The sequence below is a fragment of the Panacagrimonas perspica genome (assembly GCF_004364935.1).
Taxonomy (GTDB): Bacteria; Pseudomonadota; Gammaproteobacteria; order Nevskiales; family Nevskiaceae; genus Panacagrimonas; species Panacagrimonas perspica.
Genome location: NZ_SOBT01000008.1, coordinates 486123 through 508087, shown reverse-complemented (window position 1 = coordinate 508087; position 21965 = coordinate 486123). Strand labels below are relative to the sequence as shown.

The 21965-nt window shown below is 66.4% G+C and carries 18 protein-coding genes; 3 read left to right on the top strand and 15 right to left on the bottom strand.

Going from position 1 to position 21965, the window contains the following annotated elements; all coding sequences use genetic code 11:
* Position 1: 1 nt before the first annotated feature.
* The gene (locus DFR24_RS02285; protein WP_133879727.1) at positions 2-1312 is read right to left on the bottom strand and encodes a homoserine dehydrogenase; all 1311 of its coding nucleotides are present in this window, start codon (positions 1310-1312) and stop codon (positions 2-4) included.
* A gap of 103 nt (positions 1313-1415) precedes the next feature.
* A complete protein-coding gene (gene alaC / locus DFR24_RS02280) occupies positions 1416-2654 on the bottom strand; it encodes an alanine transaminase (RefSeq protein WP_133879726.1) in 1239 nt (412 codons plus the stop codon).
* Between the two features lie 509 nt (positions 2655-3163).
* Here alaC and trxB point away from each other — a divergent pair.
* The 3 genes from trxB to DFR24_RS02265 all read left to right on the top strand — a co-directional run bounded on the left by trxB (position 3164) and on the right by DFR24_RS02265 (position 5314).
* Entirely contained in the window at positions 3164-4117 is a 954-nt protein-coding gene (gene trxB, locus DFR24_RS02275; RefSeq protein WP_133879725.1) for a thioredoxin-disulfide reductase, read from the top strand.
* 127 nt (positions 4118-4244) lie between these two features.
* A complete protein-coding gene (locus DFR24_RS02270; protein WP_246051605.1) occupies positions 4245-4850 on the top strand; it encodes a glutathione S-transferase family protein in 606 nt (201 codons plus the stop codon).
* Positions 4850-5314: a C40 family peptidase gene (locus DFR24_RS02265; protein WP_133879723.1), complete on the top strand. Its 465-nt coding sequence runs from the start codon at positions 4850-4852 to the stop codon at positions 5312-5314. Before DFR24_RS02270 ends, DFR24_RS02265 begins: the two co-directional genes overlap by 1 nt.
* A 75-nt stretch (positions 5315-5389) precedes the next feature.
* Here DFR24_RS02265 and DFR24_RS02260 read toward each other — a convergent pair whose 3' ends face one another.
* The 13 genes from DFR24_RS02260 to DFR24_RS02200 form a co-directional block, all read right to left on the bottom strand.
* Positions 5390-6619 carry an RNA polymerase sigma factor gene (locus DFR24_RS02260; RefSeq protein ID WP_133879722.1) on the bottom strand — a complete coding sequence of 410 codons (1230 nt, stop codon included), beginning with the start codon at positions 6617-6619 and terminating at the stop codon, positions 5390-5392.
* 33 nt (positions 6620-6652) lie between these two features.
* A complete protein-coding gene (locus DFR24_RS02255) occupies positions 6653-7003 on the bottom strand; it encodes a YciI family protein (RefSeq protein ID WP_133879721.1) in 351 nt (116 codons plus the stop codon).
* Between the two features lie 181 nt (positions 7004-7184).
* Complete coding sequence (gene htpG / locus DFR24_RS02250) at positions 7185-9041, bottom strand: molecular chaperone HtpG (RefSeq protein ID WP_133879720.1); 1857 nt, start codon at positions 9039-9041, stop codon at positions 7185-7187.
* A 61-nt stretch (positions 9042-9102) separates the two neighbouring features.
* On the bottom strand, positions 9103-9927 hold the full coding sequence (locus DFR24_RS02245) for an alpha/beta hydrolase (RefSeq protein WP_162850990.1): 825 nt from the start codon (positions 9925-9927) through the stop codon (positions 9103-9105).
* A gap of 127 nt (positions 9928-10054) precedes the next feature.
* Positions 10055-11932: an Lnb N-terminal periplasmic domain-containing protein gene (locus tag DFR24_RS02240; RefSeq protein WP_162850989.1), complete on the bottom strand. Its 1878-nt coding sequence runs from the start codon at positions 11930-11932 to the stop codon at positions 10055-10057.
* A gap of 96 nt (positions 11933-12028) precedes the next feature.
* Positions 12029-12505, bottom strand: coding sequence for a DUF3015 domain-containing protein (locus DFR24_RS02235; RefSeq protein WP_133879717.1), 477 nt, complete (start codon positions 12503-12505; stop codon positions 12029-12031).
* A 275-nt stretch (positions 12506-12780) separates the two neighbouring features.
* A complete protein-coding gene (gene rplS, locus DFR24_RS02230) occupies positions 12781-13137 on the bottom strand; it encodes a 50S ribosomal protein L19 (protein WP_133879716.1) in 357 nt (118 codons plus the stop codon).
* The gene (trmD, locus tag DFR24_RS02225; protein WP_246051486.1) at positions 13134-13886 is read right to left on the bottom strand and encodes a tRNA (guanosine(37)-N1)-methyltransferase TrmD; all 753 of its coding nucleotides are present in this window, start codon (positions 13884-13886) and stop codon (positions 13134-13136) included. Before trmD ends, rplS begins: the two co-directional genes overlap by 4 nt.
* A gap of 25 nt (positions 13887-13911) precedes the next feature.
* Positions 13912-14427 (bottom strand): ribosome maturation factor RimM, encoded by a 516-nt coding sequence (gene rimM, locus DFR24_RS02220; RefSeq protein WP_133879715.1) that lies wholly within the window; start codon positions 14425-14427, stop codon positions 13912-13914.
* Between the two features lie 8 nt (positions 14428-14435).
* Positions 14436-14696, bottom strand: coding sequence for a 30S ribosomal protein S16 (gene rpsP / locus DFR24_RS02215; protein WP_133879714.1), 261 nt, complete (start codon positions 14694-14696; stop codon positions 14436-14438).
* A 111-nt stretch (positions 14697-14807) separates the two neighbouring features.
* The gene (locus tag DFR24_RS02210) at positions 14808-15575 is read right to left on the bottom strand and encodes a response regulator transcription factor (protein ID WP_210772563.1); all 768 of its coding nucleotides are present in this window, start codon (positions 15573-15575) and stop codon (positions 14808-14810) included.
* A gap of 28 nt (positions 15576-15603) precedes the next feature.
* Entirely contained in the window at positions 15604-20583 is a 4980-nt protein-coding gene (locus DFR24_RS02205) for a PAS domain-containing protein (RefSeq protein ID WP_133879713.1), read from the bottom strand.
* 177 nt (positions 20584-20760) lie between these two features.
* On the bottom strand, positions 20761-21903 hold the full coding sequence (locus tag DFR24_RS02200; RefSeq protein ID WP_133879712.1) for a hypothetical protein: 1143 nt from the start codon (positions 21901-21903) through the stop codon (positions 20761-20763).
* Positions 21904-21965 lie beyond the last annotated feature (62 nt).

Genomic DNA, 21965 nt, shown 5'->3' with positions numbered 1-21965 from the left:
GTCAGCTCTTGAAATGCTCGACACGGATGCGCGAGGCACCTTCGCGCACGAACGGCAGCGCCAGCAGCCGCTGCATCGCGGCGTCGAACTTCGACTCCTTCACCGCGCTCGTGATCAGCGCGACGGTCGCGTCCTCGTGCTCGCGCGGCTCCTTCTGCAGGATCGCCTCGATGCTGATGTCGGACTCGGCGAGCGTGCCGGTGATGGCCTTGAGCACGCCGGGCTCGTCCGCCACGCGCAGTCGCAGGTAGTAGCAGGACTCGATGTCGGCGATGGCCAGCAGCGGCAGCGCCTTCATGGCGCCGGGCTGGAAGGCCAGCACCGGCACGCGCTGCGCCTGTGGAACGCCGAGGCTGCGCGCCACGTCGATCAGGTCGGCGACGATGGCCGAGGCCGTCGGATCGCCACCGGCACCGCGGCCGTAGAAGCCCACCTGCCCCACCGCGTTGCCGTTCACGACGACGGCGTTGACCACGCCGTCGACCTTGGCGATGAGCTGGTCGTCCGGCACCAGCGTCGGATGCACGCGCAAGGACACGCCGGCATCCGAACGCTGCGCGATGCCGAGCAGCTTGATGCGGTAGCCCAGCGTCAGCGCGATCTGGATGTCCTGCGCGGTGATCTTGGAGATGCCTTCGCGGGCGACCGCGCCGAACGACAGCGGGATGCCGAAGGCGATGCTCGCCAGGATCGTCAGCTTGTGCGCGGCGTCGACGCCTTCGACGTCGAACGTCGGATCGGCCTCGGCGTAGCCGAGCTTCTGCGCATCGGACAGCGCGTCGGCGAAGGTCTGCCCCTTCACCGTCATCTGCGTGAGGATGTAGTTGCAGGTGCCGTTGATGATGCCGGCCAGGCTGTCGATGCGATTGCCGGCCAGGCCTTCACGCACGGCCTTGATGATCGGGATGCCGCCGGCGACGGCCGCCTCGAAGCCCAGGCCCACGCCGGCCTTCGCGGCTGCCGCGAAGATCTCGTTGCCGTGCTCGGCGAGCAGCGCCTTGTTGGCAGTGACCACCGGCTTGCCGCGCTCGATGGCGGCCAGCGTCACCTGCTTGGCGATGTTGTAGCCGCCCATGACCTCGACGACGACGTCGACGTCGGCGCTGCGCACGCAGGTCAGCGCGTCGTCGCTGACGGTGATCCCTTCCAGCGATTCGGAGTTGCGATCCAGGTCCTTGGTGGCGATGTGCGTCACCACCAGCTTGCGACCGATGCGACGCTCGATCTCGTCGGCGTTCTTGCGCAGCACGCGCAGGACGCCCTGTCCGACGGTGCCCAGGCCCATCAGGCCGATCTTGAGAGGCGTGCTCATCGGCATACCCCGCTTAAGACGTCGAAACCTGGTTTGGATGAGCACGGCGCGCAGCTCCCGCACCCACGCTCGCTATCGCTCACGGCACCGTGTCGCTGCGCTCTCATTGTCCCTTGGGTCCTTCCTTCAGCAGTTTCTTGATGCCCCGCACGGCCTGGCGCGTGCGGTGCTCGTTCTCGATCAGCGCGAAGCGCACGTGCGTGTCGCCGTACTCGCCGAAGCCGATGCCGGGCGAGACCGCGACCTTGGCCTCGTTCATCAGCAGCTTCGAGAATTCCAGCGAGCCCAGGCCCTTGAACGGCTCCGGAATCTCGGCCCAGACGAACATCGTCGCCTTGGGCTTGGTGACCTTCCAGCCGGCCTGGTTGAGGCCTTCGCACAGCACGTCGCGGCGCACCTTGTACATGTGCCGGATCTCGGCCACGCAGTCCTGCGGGCCTTCGAGCGCGGCGATGGCGGCGACCTGGATCGGCGTGAACATGCCGTAGTCGAGGTAGCTCTTGATGCGGCCCAGCGCGGCGACCAGCGTCGGGTTGCCGGCCATGAAGCCGACGCGCCAGCCCGGCATGTTGTAGCTCTTCGACAAGGTGAAGAACTCGACCGCGATGTCCTTGGCGCCCGGCACCTGCAGGATCGAAGGCGCGGTGTATCCGTCGAACACGATGTCGGCGTAGGCCAGGTCATGCACCAGCCAGATCTCGTGCTCCTTGCAGATCGCCACCGCTTTCTCGAAGAACGCCAGGTCCGCGCACTGCGTCGTCGGATTGCCCGGGAAGTTCAGGATCAGCATCTTGGGCTTGGGCCAGGATTCCTTGACCGCCCGCTGCAGTTCCTCGAAGAAATCCACTTCCGGCGTCATGCGCACGTGACGCACGTCGGCGCCGGCCAGCACGACGCCATACGGATGGATCGGGTACGCCGGATTGGGCACCAGCACGACGTCGCCCTCGGCCAAGGTGGCGAATGCCAGATGCGCCAGGCCTTCCTTCGAACCGATCGTGGCGATCGCCTCGCTCTCGGGGTCGATGTCCACGTCGTAGCGCTGCTTGTACCAGCGGCTGACGGCGCGACGCAGGCGCGGAATGCCCTTCGAGACCGAGTAACGGTGCGTGTGCGTGCCGTCCTCGTCGTGCACCTCGGGGCGCACGTAGTCGCTCTCGGTACCGCGGACGGCCGCTTCGACCAGCTTGTCGACGATGTGCTTGGGGGTCGGCTGATCCGGGTTCCCCATGCTGAAGTCGATGACGTCGTCCCCGCGTGCCCGGGCAGCCTTCTTGAGCTCGCCGACGATGTTGAAGACGTAGGGAGGAAGGCGCTGGATGCGCGGGAAATTGGTATTCACGTCAGGGACTCGGCGCGGCGCGGGCCGGGGGAGGAAAACAGGGGCGCGTATTAGACACGCCCATGCCCCTGGTCGCAATGAAATCGGCTGCTGAAGACCTTGTGCCTCAGGTCGTTATCGCGGATCTAGATCTGAACAACGGGTCGGGTTCGAGTGTCTCGCAGCAGCCAAGACTCTCCCTCACCCCCGGCCCCTCTCCCTCCGGGAGAGGGGAGCAAGCGGTTCCTTCTCCCGGAGGGAGAAGGTGCCCCGAAGGGGCGGATGAGGGAGAGCCTGGCCCGAACACCCAGCCCCCTCCGCCGCGCGCAGTACGCATCGCCCACCCGGCGCACCGCCCTCATAGCCCAACCCTATCCCGCGCCTCTGCAAACTTTCATCGCCCAGGAATGCGGGAACGTAGAATGTTCGCCATCCAACGGTGTCCCTCCGGGGTCACCCAGAGACGACATCGCAAACCATCGTCGGCCCCGCTTGAGGTCCGCGATCGAGCCCCCACTCCCGCATACACCATGAATCACCATTCCTTGATCATTCTCGGCTCGGGACCGGCCGGCTATACCGCCGCCGTCTACGCCGCCCGCGCCAACCTCAAACCCGTGCTGATCACCGGCATCGAGCAGGGTGGGCAGCTCATGACCACCACCGAAGTCGACAACTGGCCCGGCGACGTGCACGGCCTGATGGGCCCTGCGCTGATGGATCGCATGCAGAAGCATGCCGAGCGCTTCGATACGAAGATGGTGTTCGATCACATCCACTCGGTGGATCTGAAGAACAAGCCGTTCAAGCTCAAGGGCGACCAGGGCGAATACACCTGCGACGCGCTGATCATCGCCACCGGCGCCTCGGCGCGTTACCTGGGCATGGACTCCGAGAACGCGTTCAAGGGCAAGGGCGTCAGCGCTTGCGCGACCTGCGACGGCTTCTTCTACAAGGGCCAGGACGTGGCCGTGATCGGCGGCGGCAACACCGCGGTCGAAGAAGCGCTGTACCTGGCCAACATCGCCAACAAGGTCACCGTGGTGCATCGCCGCGACCGCTTCAAGGGCGAGAAGATCCTGCACGACAAGCTGTTCAAGCGGCAGCAGGAAGGCAAGGTCGAGATCATCTGGGACTCGACGCTCGACGAGGTGCTGGGCGATGCCTCCGGCGTGACCGGCATGCGCGTCAAGAACGTGAAGACCGGCGCGGCGCGCGAGATCGCGCTCAAGGGCGTCTTCATCGCCATCGGCCACACGCCGAACACCGGCATCTTCGAAGGCCAGCTCGAGATGAAGGGCGGCTACCTGCAGGTGCAGAGTGGCTCCAACGGCAATGCGACGCAGACCAGCGTGCCCGGCGTGTTCGCGGCCGGCGACGTGCAGGACCACGTGTATCGCCAGGCGATCACCAGCGCGGGCACGGGTTGCCAGGCCGCGCTCGACGCCGAGAAGTACCTCGACGCGCTCGCCGGCATCCACTGAGCCGTCCGCGGCGTAACAAGCCCCCGCAGGCCGGGGGCTTTTTATTGAGCGGGCGTCAAGGCTTGCGCCCGTCCTGCCATACGGTCACGCTGGTCACGTAAATGGAACGAGGGGACGCGCGGTGAAGATGAAGCTGTACTGCAGCAAGACTTCACCCTACGCACGCAAAGTGCGCGTCGTTGCGCATGAACTCGGCCTCTCCGACCTGATCGAGGAAATCCTCTGCGACCCGTTCGATCCGCTGCCCGAACTGCTCGCCGCCAACCCGCTTTCGCGCATTCCGACCCTCGTCACCGAGAAGGGCGAATCGCTGCCCGACTCGACGCTGATCATCGAATACCTGCAGACCCGTGGCCGTGGGCTCACCGCGCTGCCGCGCGGCTCCAAGCGCTGGTCGGCGCTGCGCCGCGCCCAGGTGGCCGAGGGCGTCATCAATGCCGCGTTCGCCACCGTGATCGAGAAACGCCGCCCCGAAGGCATCCGCCACGTCGCCTTCCTCGACCGCCAAGCCGACGTGATCCGCCGCTCGATCGCCGTGCTCGATCTGGAAGCCGCGGAGCTGTCCAACGAAGCGCCGAGCGTGGTCGAGATCACCGCTGGTGTGGCCCTGGCCTATCTCGACCTGCGCATGCCGTACATCGAGTGGCGCAAGGGGCACGAGCCGCTGGATCGCTGGTTCACGACGTTCGCGCTGCGCGAGTCGATGGTCGCTACCGTCCCGCCGCCCGGCTGATGCGGGCGCTACCCGGCTTCATCCTGCTCGCCTTCGTGGCGAGCCTGCTCGCAGGCTGCTTCTCCAGCTACAAGCCCACTCCGGAAGGACAGGCGCTCAGGCGCGGTATCGTGCTCGACGCACTGGGCCAGATCGGCCGGCCGTACCGCTATGGCGGCGCGACGCCGGACGGTTTCGACTGCAGTGGCCTGGTGCAGTACGTGTATGCCCAGCAGGGCGTGAAGATCCCGCGCACGACGCGCGAGCAGCACAAGTCCGGCGAAGAGATCGACCTCGACGATGCGGAGCCCGGTGATCTGATCTTCTACAGCTTCAACAGCTGGGGCATCGATCACGTCGCCATCTATCTCGGCGACGGCCAGGCGGTGCACGCGCCGAGCAGCGGCCGTCAGGTGATCGTCGCCCCGGTCGGCAACCGCTGGTGGATGGACCGCTACGTCGACACGGTGCGCGTCATCCGTTAGCCCATCACGGCGGAGCCCGGGTGCACCCCGGGGTTCCGCGTATCCGAAGGAAATGATCCCCGGGTTTCACCCGGGCTACGCGGACGTGTCGTCGAGGGCCGCGAGTCGACCGGCGAGAAAGCTCCGCACCTCGGCATCCTCCGCCAGCCCCATGGCGCGCTCGTAGGCCGGACGCGCTTCCGCGACGCGACCGGTGGCGGCCAGCAGATGTGCCCGCACGGCCCACCAGGGCTGATAGCGCTGCACCTCGTCGGCATCCATCGCGTCGAGCCGATCGAGGCCGGCCTGCGCGCCTCGCCATTCCGCAACCGCGGCCGCCTCGCCTACCTGGGCGCCGATCGTGGGCGCGAGCCGCAGCAACTCGCCGTAGAAGCGCGCGATGATGTCCCAGTGCGTCGTGCCGGTCAGCGCGCGCTGTGCGTGCACCGACTGGATCGCGGCTTCGAGCTGGTAGCGCCCGATGTGCCCCATCGTGCCCGCGTGCTGCAGCAACTGCCCGGCCTCCCCGATCAGCGTCCGCGACCACCGCGAGACGTCCTGCTTCGCCAGCGGTACGTAGCGGTTCGCCTCGTCGCGACGCGCCTCGCGCCGCGACTCGCAGTACAGCATCAGGCTCAGCAGGCCGAGCGCCTCGGGCTGGTCGGGCATCAAGGCGACGAGCACGCGGGCCAGATCCACCGCCTCGCGCGCAAGACTGGCGTGACGACCGTTCGCACCCGAAGCATCCCAGCCCGTGCCGTAGGCGGCGTAGATGGCGTCGAGCACGGTTTCCAGCCGCGCCGGCAGATCACCCTCGCCCGGCACTTCGAACGCGATGCCGGCGGCGCGGATCTTCGTCTTCGCTCGCACGAGACGCTGTCCCATCGACACCGGCGCGACCAGGAACGCGCTGGCGATGGTCGCCGCGTCCAGACCGAGCACGGCCTGCAGCATCAGCGGCGTGCGGACACCGACGTCGATGGCCGGATGCGCGCACACGAACAGCAGCTTCAGGCGCTCATCCGGAAATGCGTCGGCAGGTTCGGCCGGGTTGTCCATCATCAGGATCAACAGGGGCTCGGCCTCGCGGCGCACGCGCGCATGACGCACGTCGTCGAGCAGGCGTCGCCGCGCGGTCGTGAGCAGCCAGGCATCCGGGTTGTCCGGAACCCCGTCGCGCGGCCAGGTGAGCAGCGCACGCTCGAACGCATCGGCCAGCGCATCCTCGGCACCCGCAAGGTCCTGCATGCGCGAGGCCAGATACGCGACGAGGCGGCCGTAGCTGCGTCGGGCAGCCGCGACCACCGCCTCGTGCGTGTCACTCACCGGACGTCGATCTCCGAAGACCGGATGCCCGGCCTACATCGACTGCGTGGACAGCGCGGGACGAACCTCCACGCGACCGGTGGCGGCGGCGGGGCACTTGGCCGCCCATTCCAGCGCCTCGTCGAGATTCGCCGCTTCGATGAGCATGAAGCCGCCGAGCTGTTCCTTGGTGTCGGCATACGGTCCGTCCTGGACCTGGCGCTTGCCGCCACGGACCGCGACGGTCGTCGCGGTCGCCGGACTCTGCAGCGCCGAGCCGCCCGTGATGCGGTCGCCGAGAGCGCCGGCGTAGGCTTTCCAGGCACTCCAGTATTCGGGCGCATTGCCGCTGGTGCGGGCGGCGAAGTTGTCGGCGGTCTCGTAGAAGCAGAGGGCGTATTTCATGGGTGACTCCCGTGGATAGAAGGTCGCACGACGATCCGTGCACCCCATGACGGGTCAGCCTGCCGCATTTCGACATCGGCGGCGAAATAATTTCGCCGCCACCGTAGCCCGGGTGAAACCCGGGGGCTTTTCTCATTGGTCGAACGAGAAGCCCCGGGTTTCACCCGGGCTACGGGTGGGCCTAGACGATGATCCGGCCTGAAGGCGCCTGTCCGAGCACCAGCCGGTTCAGCCGCTTCACGAACGCGCCCGGATCGTCGAGCTGGCCGCCCTCGGCCAGCTGCGCCTGCCCGTAGAGCAGCTCCGCGAAGTCGGCGAACACGGCGTCGTCGTTGGTTTCCTTGAGACGCGCCACCAGCGGGTGATCGCCGTTGAGTTCGAGGATCGCCTTGCTGCGCGGGATCTTCTCGCCACCCTGCGCCAGCATCTTCTCGAGGCGGCGGCTCATGCCGAAGTCCGGCGCCACCAGGCACGACGGCGAATCGGTGAGGCGCTTGGACAGCTGCACCTCCTGCACGCGATCTTCCAGCACCGCCTTCACGCGCTCGAAGACGTCCTTGAACGAGGATTCCTGCTGCGCCTGCTCGGCGGTCTCGACCACGTCGTCGAGTTCGGCGGCGCCCTGCGCCACCGACTTCAGTGGCTTGCCGTCGAACTGGGTGAGATTGCTGACCACCCACTCGTCGATGCGATCGGTCAGCAGCAGCACTTCGAGTCCGCGCTTGGCGAAACCTTCGAGATGCGGGCTGGAGCGCGCGGCCGTCAGCGACTCGGTCGTCAGGAAGTAGATCGACTTCTGCGCCTCGGTCATGCGCTTCACGTACTCGGGCAGCGACGTCAGCTCGCCGGCCGGATCCTTCGTGGAGGCCATGCGCAACAGCTTGGCGATGCGCTCGCTGTTGGCGGTGTCCTCGACCACGCCTTCCTTGAGCACCGATCCGAAGGTGTTCCAGAAAACCTTGTAGTCCTCCGGCTTCTTCTCGGCCATGTCGTCCAGCAGGTCCAGCACGCGCTTGACCAGCGCGGCCTTGATCTTCTCGGTCGTCCGGCTGCCCTGCAGGATCTCGCGCGACACATTCAACGGAAGGTCCGCGGTGTCGACCAGACCACGCACGAAACGCAGATACGGTGGCAACAGTTCGGCCGCCTTGTCCATGATGAAGACGCGCTTCACGTACAGGTGCAGACCCTGGTGCGCCTCGCGGTTCCAGAGTTCGAACGACGCGCGCCGGGGGATGTAGATCAGCGAGGTGTATTCGAGATTGCCTTCGACCTTGTGGTGCGCCCAGGACAGCGGCTCCTCGAAGTCGTGCGCGAGGTGCTTGTAGAACGCCTGGTAGTCCTCGTCCTTGAGCTCGCTCTTGGGCCGCGTCCAGAACGCGCGGGCCTGGTTGAGCGTCTCGAGTTCTCCCTTGTCGTCGCGGATGCGGATCGGCAGCCCGATGTGGTCGGAATACTTGCGGACGATGAACGACAGCCGCGACGCCTCGAGGAATTCCTTGTCGTCCTCGCGCACCTTCAGGATCACGTCGGTGCCCGACGTTGCCTTCTCGCAGGGCTGGACTTCGAACTCGCCCTCGCCCTTCGACGACCATTCGGTGGCCTCGTCGGTGCCGGCGCGACGGCTTCTGACCGTCACGTCGTCAGCCACGATGAACGACGAGTAGAAGCCCACACCGAACTGGCCGATGAGCTGCGCGTCCTTGGCCTGGTCGCCGGACAGCTTGCTCATGAACTCGCGCGTGCCCGAGCGGGCGATGGTGCCCAGGTGCGCGACCATGTCCTCGCGCGTCATGCCGATGCCGTTGTCGCGGATGGTCAGCGTTCCCGCCGCCTTGTCCGGGATGATCTCCACCGCCAGCTCGTCCGTACCCATCAGCTCGGGCCTGGAAATGGCCTCGAACCGCAGCTTGTCGCAGGCGTCCGACGCGTTGGAGATCAGCTCGCGCAGGAAGATCTCCTTGTTCGAGTACAGCGAGTGGATCATCAGTCGCAGCAGCGACTTGGTTTCGGCCTGGAAGGCGTGCTTGTCAGTCATGGCGCAGCAGAATCCCTTTGGTAGACATCGTGACGTTCGAATGTGCACCCCTGCCCCTTTTTCAAGGGCGGGGCTGCACCGTGTTCAGGAAATCGAGGAAGCGGGCGCGCACCGGTTCGCGGGAGACGGCGTCGATATGCAGCCCTTCCGGGACCATCCACAACTGCTTGGGCTCTCCGGCTGCCGCGTACAGCCGTTGCGCATGGTGAGTGTCGACGATGACGTCGCGCTCACCCTGGATCAGTACCAGCGGAATGGGACTGATGCGATCGACGACGTCGATCGCCGAGTAGCGGTCGGAGATCAGCAGCGACAGCGGCCATTGCAGCGGCCAGGTCAGCCACACCTGCCCCAGCTTTTCGCGCGCGATGTCGCGATAGCTGGAGAACGCGCTGTCGGCGATCACCGCAGCGATGTGTTCGCGCAGCGGCGAAGTCGCGGCCAGACGCATCGCGACGGACCCGCCCAGGCTCTGGCCATAGACGATCAGCGGTCCATGGGCGCCCGCATCGCGGGCAACCAGCCAGGCGAGCGCCGACTCGGCGTCCTCGTGGACGGCGTCGATGCTCTTGTCGCCTTGCGACAGCCCGTACCCGCGATAGTCGAGCGCCAGCACGCTGTAGCCCTGTGCCGGCAGCCACTTCACCGCGTAGACGTGCGAACTCAGGTTCTCGGCGTTGCCGTGCAGGAACAGCAGTGTCGCGCGCGGCGTTCCCTGGGCCGGCAGGTACAGCGCGTGGAGCTGGCTGCCATCGCGCGCGGCGAGCCAGACATCCTCGACCGGCGTTCCGAGCGTCCGGTTCTGGAAGTACTGCACGTGGTCGGGTTGCAGGAAGACCGAGGTGCATCCGCACAGCGCGAAACAGAGCAGCAGTACGCCGTGCAAGTGCCCGCGCAGAAGCCGAAGCGAGGAAGCGGTTCGGGCATCTGCGATCGCGAAGGCGACCTGCGAATCGAGCACGTTCAAGGCTGAGGTTGCGGCATCGAAGAGCGTCCCGGCTAGCGCCCTGTTCCTAGTAGTAGTACTGGTAGCGAAGGCCGACGGCGAGCGTATCGTCGGGCTGCTGGTCCCGCCAGAGCAGTTCCAGGTGCAGCGCCTGGTTACGCGACAGGCGCAGGTTGTGGCTCAGGTCCGCGATCTTGCGAAGCTCGCCATTGGCGAATTTCTCCGCGCTCACTTCCCACTGCAGGATCACGGGTCCGGCATTGAACAGCAGCCCGCCGCGCAGGCCCAGCGCAGGCTGCAGCGGATCGGCGAAGCCGTAGTTGTTCTCCAGCCGGGCGGTGGTCAGACCGTAGACCCGGTTGTCCGCCCACAGCGTGCGCGTCGCACCGATGCCGCCGTTGATGTGCGCCACCCGATGCTCGCGATCGTCGGTCCATTGACGCTCGACGCCGGTCCTCACGGCCCACGACAGCGGCTTGAAGAAGCGGTCCCGCGGGCTGAGCGACAGGATGTCGACGACGTCGAAGCGATTGAGATCGACCTTGCCGTCGTCCTCGATCCGCAGATCGAAGTTGCCGAGGTTGATCTGCGCGCCCACCGGGAAGCCGTTGCGGTTCTCCGGAAGGCTGTGCAGCGACATGCGCAGGCCAAGGCTCAGGTAGTCCTGTCCGTCTTCGTTCCAGGCGCCGACGGCCAGTCGCCGGCTGCCGTGGCTCAGATCGGGCGACGTCGACGGATCGGGCTGAGCTGCGGGAGGCGGAAGATCCGCGGCACGCGCCTGCAGGGCCTGCAACAGCCGGAAGCTGCGCTGCGCGACCTCGGGGTCGCGCTCCATGCCGGTCTGCTCGTAGCGCAGGAACTTGTAGGCGGAATCGATCAGCAACGCGCGAGTGGCCGGATCGAGCGCCTGCACGTCGGCGTCGTTGAGCCGATCGGGCGACCGGCTTATCTCGATCACCCGTTCGCGAAGCCGGGGCGGCACACCCGCCAGACGCTGCTTGAGCACGGTGCCTTGGGCAGGCCGGAAGTGCTTGTCGCGAACGAGCCCCGATCGCTCCACCTCACGAACGGTGTCGATCGGAATCGCGGTCAGCGGAAACGCGCTCGTCAGGTCCAATCCCGGACGCGCCACTTCGAGCATCTCCAGGATCCGGTACGAGCAGTTCTCGTCGAAGAAGTAGTACGCGAAGTTGATCCGGCGCAGCTCCCACAGATGCTGGATCAGCCGCTCCGTTTCCTCGGCCGTCAGATTGAGCGGGTACTCCCAGATGTCGCGGTTCTCGCCGTGGTTGTACTCGCGGATTTTCTTGTAGTAGTGGTCCACCTCGAACTGGCCGGCATATCCGCCGGCCAAGCCCTTGAAGGCATAGAAAAGGCCGTTGTCGTTCGGGTCCACCAGCGCACCGAAATTGACGGCGAAGGACAGGTACTCGGAGCCGCCGTCCGCCTCGCCCGGATCCAGCCGGAGCAAGGTGTGGCCGAACATCGACGAGGGGCTGTTGAGGTAATAGGACGGAAAGACCAGGACCGCCCGCGTGGCGTTGACCTGCTCCCTGAATTCCCGGTACTTGGCGCAGTCGGGCTGCGGCAGATCGCCGATATCCAGCTCCGCACGCAGCCAGCTCAGGCGAGCGACGAACCGGCACTGCGCGTGCTCGTCACCCGATTCGGCGGAGGCGGCGAAACCCTCGAGCGTCGCCTGGAGTTCGGCACGCGGATCGACCGCGCCGTTGGCCGCCATGAAGAAGCGCGGATCCTCGGTCTGGCTGCGCCAGGACCCGGGCCAGGTGCCCGGCTTGTAGTGACCCAGCTTGATCCATTCGTTGCGCTGCCACAGCTCGCTGGCCTGCGCCTGTTCCCAGGCCGTACCGGCCGACCAGCTCGGGGTCGGCAACAAGGCGAACAGTGCGATCAGGAACGGGACGAGTGCGCGCGTCGAGGACATCGCTTCGGGGCGTTCAAAAGAAAAGCCCGGCATCTAAGCGATACCGGGCCCGATTGGACCATCGGACTGCCGCCATCAGGCGGCAGTCGCGAAAGTTCAGATGACGTACTTCGACAGCGTTGCGTCAGCCTTCATCAGCGTTTCCAGATTCGTGGCGACTTCTTCAGCCGTCACGTTCTCGCTCGTGTACAGCGCGGCGAAGTTCTGGTGGGCCAGCGTGGCGAACGCGGCGCGGTCTTCCTTGCTGACACCGTAGGCGGCGGCGACGGCGTTCAGCGCGTCACCCTCACCCACTGCGACGTCGGCGGAGAACTCGTCGAACATCGCACCGACCATGGCCTTGCCGCCGTAGGTCAGCTTGCCGTCAACCGAGCAACCGTTGGTGCCCGTGGTCATGCCGAACGTGGCATTGCCCGACGTACCGTTGGTCGTGCTGGCCAGGAAGTGGGCCACGAAGCCGGACTGGCCCTTGAACAGCATGTTTCCCCAACCGCAGTTCGGGCCACCCGGGGCCTCCGCGAAGACCGACGAGGAAGCAACAAGCAGGACAGCACCAGCGACCAGTTTCTTCATATTGAACTCCCAGTTGTGTATCCGAAGGACGGACCTAGTCTCGCGATCCGGAGGCCATACTAGGGCCCGGGTAAACCGGACCGCAAGGCAGGTGCTATGGATATATCCAGGTGTGCACTTCGCAGTGTGAGGACCGTCACCATCGGTGTGTCCGAAGGCCTGTCGGGCACCCTGTCCGAACGACAGAAACGACGAAGGCCCGGACGATGTCCAGGCCCTCGTACCACGTGATCCGAAGGGCGCTTCGCGTCAGATCGACGCGAAGCCACGCAGGATCAGGACAGCTTTTCCTTGATGCGCGCCTTCTTGCCGGCCAGATCACGCAGGTAGTACAGCTTGGCGCGTGCCACGTCGCCACGACGCTTCACGGCGATCTCGGCGACCTGCGGGCTGTGCAGCTGGAAGGTGCGCTCGCAACCTTCGCCGTGCGCAACCTTGCGGACGGTGAACGCGGAGTTCAGGCCGCGGCTGCGCTTGGCAATCACCACGCCCTCGAACGCCTGAAGACGCTCGCGGTCGCCTTCCTTGACCTTGACCTTGACCTCGACGGTGTCACCGGGATTGAACGTCGGGACGTTCTGCTTCAACTGCTCGGCGTCGACCGACTGAATGATCTTGTTTGCGTTGCTCATGATCCACCTGCCTTCTGCTCTGACACGTATTCGCGGAGCAGGGTCTGCTGTTCCGCATCCAGTTCCAACTTGTCCAGCAAGTCCGGGCGACGCAACCACGTCCGTCCCAGTGCCTGCTTGAGCCGCCACCGCGCCTGTTTGGCGTGGTCGCCACTCATCAAAATGTCCGGTACCGCTTCGCCGCGCCAATCCACCGGCCGTGAATAGTGGGGATGGTCGAGCAGGCCGTTCGAGAACGAATCCTGACCCGCCGACTCCGCATGACCCAGCACTCCCGGCAACAGCCGTGCGATGCCATCGATCATCACCATCGCCGCCAATTCGCCTCCCGACAGCACGAAGTCGCCCAGCGACAGCTCCACGTCCACCACGCTCGACACGAGGCGCTCATCGACGCCCTCGTAACGACCGCACAACACCACCAATCCCGCTTCCTTGCCGAGTCGCTCGAACCAGGACTGGTCCATGCGCTCGCCCTGGGGCGACATCATCACCACCTTGGTCGCCGGTCCGAGATTCGCTTTCGCGTTCTCGATCGCCAGCGCCAGCGGTTCGGCCTGCATCACCATCCCCGGACCGCCGCCGAAAGGCCGTTCATCGACCTTGCGCCAGCGGTTCTGGGCGAAATCACGGGGGTTGGTGCAACTCAACTCCAGCGCCTTCTGTTCCACCGCCACCCGCGGCATTCCGTGCCGCTTCACCACATCCACCAGTTCCGGAAACAGCGTGACGACTTCGATCTTCATCATCGTGCGTCATCCCGGAACATCAGATTCAGTAATCCGGCTGCCAGTCCGCGACGATCACGCCGTCGCCGGTGCTCACCGACTGGATGATCGGACCGTGCACGAAGGGGATCAGCCGCTCCGTCTCACCATCCAGAACCACCAGCACATCCTGCGCGCCGTTGCTGGTCACCTCGTCCACCTTGCCCAGCACCACGCCTTCCAGGTTCCGCACTTCGAGTCCGACCAGGTCGAACCAGTAGTACTCGCCCTGCTCGAGCCGTGGCATCTGGCTTCGCTCGACCTGGATTTCCGTCCCGATCAGCGCAGCCGCCATGTCCCGATCCTCGATCAGCTTGCCGTCGGGGCCACTCAGGCGGGCGACGATGCCGTCCCCATGCAGCTTGCCTTCGGCCAGCCGGCCCGCGTAGCCCTCGCCCTTGGCGAACCAGAACTCGCGGAAATCCAGGAGGTTGTCGATCGGCCGGGTGAACGAACGAAGCTTGACCCAGCCCTTGACCCCGTACACCCCGGCGACGCGACCGAGCGTCAGCCGGCGACTCATCCTGCTGCTCAGGCCGCGACGGGCGTGGCGGCGGGAAGCGTCGTGGCGAGGTAGGAAACGCGCTCGGAAACCTGCGCGCCCTTGCTCTGCCAGTCCTTCATCTTGGCCACGTCGAGCACGAGCTTCTGCTCTTTGCCCTGCGCGGTGGGGTTGTAGAAGCCGAGGCGCTCGATGAAGCGTCCGTCGCGCGAGCTGCGCTTGTCGGTGGCAACCACGTGATAGAACGGGCGCTTCTTGGAGCCGGCGCGAGCCAGACGAATCGTAACCATGCAGTTCAATCTCAAAAGCTTCGCGGCCGAGCGGCTGCGAAAAGGGCGCGTATTGTAGCCATTCGGTCCGGGATTTCCAGCCGAACCAGCGCCTTCCGGCAGTCCGGACGATCAGCGCCCGTAGTTGGGTCCATCCGAAGGCAGGTACTCGTAGCCGCCGCCATGCCCGCGAATCGTGCGAATCACCGTCGGATCCCCGGGAACCGGCTCGATCTTGCGCCGCAGACGCGTGATCCGCAGGTCGATGGCGCGATCGAACACTTCCCCGGGATCCGTGCCCGAAAGCTCCAGCAGCTTGTCGCGCGACAGCACCACGCTCGGGTGATCCGCGAACACGCACAGCAGGCCGAACTCCGCTCCGGTCACCGGCAGCACCTCGCCGGCCGAATCCACCAGGCGCCTCCGCGCACGATCGAGCCGCCAGCGACCGAACCAGGCCTCGCCCGGCCCGGCGGACTTGCGTTGCTCGACCAGCGGAACCGGCTGCGCCATCGGCGGCGGTGACGCGGCGCCGGTGCGCCGGCGCAGGACGCTGCGCACGCGCGCCAGCAGTTCGCGCAGATCGGCCGGTTTCGAGACGTAATCGTCGGCGCCCAGTTCCAGCCCCACGACCCGGTCGGCGGTGCCATCCGCGCTGGTCAGCATGATCACCGGAAGGTCGGCCGACCCGTTGCGGATCCAGCGCAGCACGCTCAGGCCATCTTCGCCCGGCATCACCAGATCCAGGATCACGCAGTCCGGCGGGGTGGTGGCGAAAGCGGCACGCAGCGCTGGACCGCCGTCGAGGCTGAGGACGTCGAAACCCTGGCCGGTCAGATACTCGACGACGACCTCGCGGATCATCTCGTCGTCGTCCACCACCGCAATACGGGATTTCACAGCAGGTCTCCGTCCATCCAGTGCGTCGTCATTTCGACAGATGCTGACCGATCACCCGGCGCGCTGTCTCGTCCGCGCGGGTCAGTTCCTCGAGGTCGGGCATCGCCACGCCGGAGCCGGCGGCCAGCGCGCGTTCCACTTCGGCCGCAGCGCGCTTGAGCGCCAGAAGCCCGAGCGTCGCCGCGACGCCCTTGAGCGTATGCGCGTTGCGACGCGCGGATTCACGATCCGAGGCCGCCAGCGATTGCATGATCTGCGCGGCCGGTGAAGCCGATGCCCCGTAGCGCCGCGCCAGCTTCTCCCACAGCGCCACGCTGTCGCCCATCTGGCGGACCGCGAGCGGAAAGTCGAAATCCGGTTCTTCCGGCGCAGACCTGGCGTCGGGCCCAGCCTGACCGCCGGGCAAGGTTGGCGGAACCGTAACCCGGACGAAGTCCGGGAAGGCTTCCTGCCGAGGTAGAAGCTCCCGCTCTTTGGCTTCGCGCAATTCAACGTCCGGGCTACGCGCAGCACCGCGCGTCCACTGCGCCAGCACCTTGTGCAGCCGGCTCACGTCCACCGGCTTGCCGACGTGATCGTTCATGCCGGCCTCGATGCAACGCTGCCGGTCCTCGGCCATCGCGTTGGCGGTCATCGCGATGATCGGGACCGTGGCGCGCAGCGACTCCAGGCGACGGATGCGCCGCGTAGCCTCGAGCCCATCCATGATCGGCATCTGCACGTCCATCAACACGGCGTCGTAATCCTTGGCGGACGCCAGGTCCACCGCCTCGCGTCCGTTCTTCGCCAGATCCACCGTGATGCCCGCGCGCTTGAGCAGCTCCATCGCGACTTCCTGGTTGATCTCGTTGTCCTCCACGAGCAGCACGTGCAGGCCTTCGAGCGACACCGTCGGCGCGATCGCCGACGACACCGGTCCCGCTTCCAGCGCAGCCTCCCTGCCGAACGCATCGAGAATGGTGTCGAGCAGAACGGAAGGATTCACCGGCTTGATCAGGAAACCGTCGAGACCGGCCGACAGCGCCTGGTGCTCGACTTCCTCGCGGCCGAACGCGGTCACCATGATGATCACCGAGGGCTCGGGGCTGGACAGCTCGCGAATCCGCCGCGCCGCCTCGATGCCGTTCATGCCCGGCATCTGCCAGTCCATCAGCACCAGCCGGAAAGCCTGCGGGCCGGCATTGCGGATGGCCTCGACCGCGCGTTGTCCGTCGCTGACGGTCTCCACGACGAAGCCGAAGGACTCCAGGTAGGCCTGCAGGATCGACTGCGCGGTGCTGTTGTCATCCACCACGAGCACGCGCATGCCGCGCATCGATTTGGGCGTGGGCGTGCGCTTGGCGGTCTCGGGCGCAAGACCGAACCGCGCCGTGAAGTGAAAAGTGCTGCCCTTGCCCTGCACGCTGTCGACCGCGATCTCGCCGTCCATCAGGTCCACCAGGCGCTGCGAGATGGCCAGGCCCAGACCCGTGCCGCCGTAACGGCGCGTGGTCGAGGTGTCGGCCTGCGAGAAGGATTCAAAGAGCCGCGAGATCTGTTCTGCGGACAGGCCGATGCCGGTGTCGGTCACTTCGAAGCGCAGCCGAACGAAGTCCTTGCCCTTCTTCGTCGTCTTCACCCGCACGACGATCTGGCCCTTGTCGGTGAACTTGACCGCGTTGCCGGTCAGGTTCAGCAGGATCTGCCCCAGGCGCAGCGGATCGCCCATGAGCTGTGCGCTGATGCCGGGCTCGACCGCGAACAGCAGTTCGATCCCTTTCTCCGCCGCGCGCAGGTTCAGCATGCCGGAGAGATTGTCGAGCACCGAATACAGGTCGAACGGCGTCGATTCGAGGGACAGCTTGCCCGCCTCGATCTTCGAGAAATCGAGAATGTCGTTGATGATCTGCAGCAGCGACTTGGCCGCGGTGTCGATCTTGCCGAGGTAGTCGCGCAGGCGCGTCGGATCGGTGCTCGACAAGCCCAGGTGCGTGAGCCCGACGATCGCGTTCATCGGCGTGCGGATCTCGTGGCTCATGTTGGCGAGGAACTCGCTCTTGGCCTGCGAGGCCGATCGCGCTTCCTCCGAGGCCCGCATGAGCTGCGTTTCGTAGCGCAGGCGCTCGCGCATGTCGGTCATCGTCGCGAAGATCGTGGGCTTGCCGCCCAGCTCCACGCGCGTCAGCGCGATCTCGCAGGGTCGCGGCTCACCGGAATACGTCTGGTGCATCCAGTCGAAGCGGTTGTAGCCGCGCTCGAATGCGACGCCGATGACCTCGGCCGCCTTCTCCATCGAATCGCGGCCATCCGGCTGGGTCGGCGGCGAGAACTTCGGAAATTCGCGCGCGAATTGTTCCTCGTCCGCGATCTCCAGCAGCTCGCGCAGCGAAGGGTTGGCGTCGGAGAAATTCTTGTTCGCGTCGATCATCACCAGGCCGATCTTGGTGTGATCGAAGATCGCCCTCATGCGTTGCTGCGCGCTTTCGGCGGCGTCGCGCGCCACCGTCAGCTGACGCATCGCCTCATCGGCGCGGTCACGCGCCTCGCGCTCTGCGGTGACATCTGCCGTGTAGCCCACCCAGGCCACACCGTTGTCGATCAACTGTGCCGCTGCGTAGGTGCGCAGCCAGCGGAAGGTTCCGTCGGGACGGTTGAAGCGAAAATTCATCTGCGCCTGGCGGCCCGCACGCGCCGAGGACATCAGCTCATCGCGCATCGCGACACGATCGTCCGGGTGCACGCCGTCGCTCATCAACGCGGGATTGGCCATGATCTGTTCGCGGGTGTAGCCATACAACTTGTGCGCCGCGTCCGTCATGTCGGTGAAGCGCGTCGTGTTGCGACCGACGTTCTCCATCCGGTAGACGACCCCGGGCAACGATTCGGTGATCTCGCGCACGCGCCGCTCGCCAGCCTTGGCTTCTTCGAGCAGCCGCTTCTCGACCACCTCGAGCTGCTGGCGCGCCTCGATCTCCGCGGTGACTTCCATCGTGAAACCGCTCCAGGCCACGCCACCGTCGGCCTGCGGGATCGGACGCGCGCGCGTGCGCAGCCAGCCGATGCGATCGCCCGCCAGCTGCGAGCGGTAGGTGAAATCCACGTTGCCGCGGCTGCGCACGGCCTCGAGGAACGCGCCGATCAGCTTGGGCTGGTCTTCCTTGAGCACGAGATACAGCAGGCTGTTGGGCGTGCCGGTGATCCACTCGCGCGTGCGCCCGAACATCTCGGGGCCCTGGTCGCTGACCATCGTGTAGGTGCCCACCAGATTGGGCGCCACGTTGTACTGGTAGACCATGCCCGGCAGCGAATCGGTGACCACGCGCAACTGCACCGCACTGGCCTGCGACACGTCGCGCGCGTCGCGCAGCTCGGCCTCCAGCGTCTTGATCTCGGTGATGTCCTGCCAGAAGCCGTTGGAGACGACGCTGCCGTCCTCCATGCGGCGCCCGGCGGAGCGCGCGAGCAGCCAGCGAATCTCGCCGGTCAGCGTGTGGCGCAGGCGGAACTCGATGCGCAAGGTGCCGGCATCGCGCGCCATGCGCGCCGTTTCGGCGATCACGTGTGCGCGGTCCTCGGGCACCACGTTCTGGATCAGCACCGACAGGTTGGTCATCGCCGCATCGCGGTCGATGCCGGTCAGCTCGCGCATACCCTCGCTGACATGCGCAACGCGCGCCGGGCCGTCGACGGGATAGACCATCTGGAACACGACACCCGGCAGGCTGTCGGTGATGTCACGCACGCGGCGTTCGGCCACCTGCGCGGCGTCGCGCGCGTCGCGCAGCTCCGCTTCCAGCGTCTTGAAGTCGGTGATGTCCTGCCAGAAGCCGTTGCACACCACCTCGCCGCCTGCCCCTCGCACGGCGGTCGCGCGCGACCGCAGCCAGCGCAGTTCTCCGCTGAGCGCATGACGGAACTGGAAGTCGAAGCTGAGCGTCTCGCGCTGCTGCGCCGTCGCGACGATCGCACGCTGCAGGCGCGGCAGGTCCAGGGTCTGCACCTGGGCGAACAGGCAGCCTACGTCCGCTTCGGCGTCCGCCTTGGCGATGCCGACCAGATCGATCAACCCTTCGCTGACGTACGGCAATCGCAGCACGCCGTCGGCGCCGATGACCACCTGGTACACCGCACCCGGCGCCGAGCCTACGATCTCCCGCATGCGGGTCTCGGCATGCACAAGTGCTTCCTCGGTCCGCTTGTGCGCGGTGATGTCGACGGTGATGCCGTCCCACAGCACCTGTCCATCCTCGTTGCGGCGCGGCGACACGATGTTCGTGATCCAGTGCAGGCTGCCGTCGCGGTGATTCACGCGCACGGTGTGCTCCTTGACCTTCATCTCCGACACCGAGCGCTCGAGCGCCTCCGCGATCTGCGGGCGGTCCTCCTCGTGCACCGCGCGCAGGAAGGCACCGAAATCGCGGCGCAATTCCTCGTGCGGGATGCCCGACATCTCCTCGCTGCCGTGCGACAGATAGTTGATGCCGATGCTGCCGTCGGCGTCGCGACGCAGCTGGAACAGCACGCCGGGCACCGTGTCGACGATGGCACGCAGCCGCGCCTCGGAGCGCTCCAGCTTCTCGCGCGCCTCGACTTCGTCCGTGACGTCGTTCCAGTAGCCGTTCCACATCACGTTGCCGCCGGCCTTGCGGCAGGTGGCGAACGTGCGGATCCAGCGCTGCTGGCCGTCGGGACGCAGGATGCGCACGTCGGCGCTCACCGGGCGGATGCCGCGAGCGGAATCACGGTACGCGTTGAACAGCACCGAGGAGTCCTTCGCGATCACCAGCTTCGACGGCAGCAGCGGATCGTCGAGGATGGCCTGCGGCTCGACGCCGAGCACCTCGCGCGCGCGACCGGACACGAAGTTGTAGCGAAGGTTGTTCTTGTCGTCCGACTCGAGCTGGAACACCGCGCCCGGCAGCGATTCGGCCAGGTCGGTCATCAGCCGTTCCTGCGCGGCCCCGTCGAAATGGCCGTCGCGCAGGCGGCTCAGATCGCGGGGCACAGCAGGCTTGGGCGCATCGTTCATGTCGGCGGGCTCTGCCGGAAACACCGGCTGGGACTGTGGGACGCACGCATCGGGACTGGAATCCCGGCCGTGCCTTTGCAGGCTACGGCCCCGTGGTGTCCGGCGTGCTTCCGTCGATGTCAGCCGGCTGACACATGATGTCAGCGGCCTTGCCAGCCGGATCGACGGAGAGCCGGCTTACTTCTTCGGCGGCTTGGGGCCCGAGATCGGCGTCGTCGGCGACGGCAGCTTGGTCGTGCCCTTCGCCGTTTCGGCGGCGCCATCGGTGGCCGAGGGCACGCCGATCTGCCTGGCCAGCAGGATGTGCTCGCGCGTCTGCGCCACGCCCTGTTCCACCGCGGCCGCCAGCGGCAGCTTGTCGATGCGGGCCTGCACGTTCAGGCGCGCCGCGGCCTCGCGAACCTTCTGCACCGCCGGCAGCAGCAGGCAGGTCGCGGGATCAGTCTGCTCGGCCGAGATCACGATGTCGTTGCCATCGCCGCCTTCATAGCTCAGGCGCAGGCCGACATGGTTCTCGGTGCAGCCCACGTAACCGCCTTCCGGGACGCCGATGAACTCGCCGGTGCGACGGCCGTTGACGGTGATGATCTGGTACTGGTCGCCCGGCATCGGGCTGAAGCCGTAGTAGGTCGACAGCTTGAGATCGCCGTCGATCACCGCGGTGTCGACGGTCAGCGTCGAGTAATGGCCGCGACCCGCGGCGAGCTGCATCTGGCCGCTGGCGTCGCGCGTCAGCGTCGCCGGCTCGGTGCCGCCCAGGCCCATGTCGGTCGTCACGCTGCTCTGCAGCACGACGATGCGCTTGCTCTTCTGGTTCGGGTTCTGCACGAGCACGCAGTCGGTGCACGAGCGGTCGACGATCAGGCTCTCGCCGACGTCGCCCGAGGCGCGGAAGATGATCTGGCCGTCGTCCTTCAGCACCTGGCTGCGCGTCTGCACGATGGCGCCGTTGCGCACTTCCAGGACCGCGACGCTGCTGACGACCAGATCGCCGAACGACACGCGCGTCGCCGACGGATCGGCACCGCCATCGATCAGCACGTAGTCGTTGCCGTCGAGGATCACGTTGTCGCCAGCGCCCGGCACGCGGCCGCTGCTCCAGTTGGAAGGGTTGAACCAGTTGCCGTCGCGGCCGATGTAGTTCACGTCGCTGACGGCGATCTTCACGCCGCCGCGGTAGGCGCCATCACCGTCGACGTCGCCAGCCGCGACGAACACGCCGCCAGAAAAGCCTTCGGCCGATGCGGACGGACCGAACGCGAAAGACGCCAGTGCGGCGACGGCAAAGGCGGTGCGGCGGAAGGAAGTGGAAACGTTCATCGGGGCTGCTCCAGTCGGGTCGAAAGCGATGTGCCTTCGTTGAAACCAGACTAGGCGCCGCC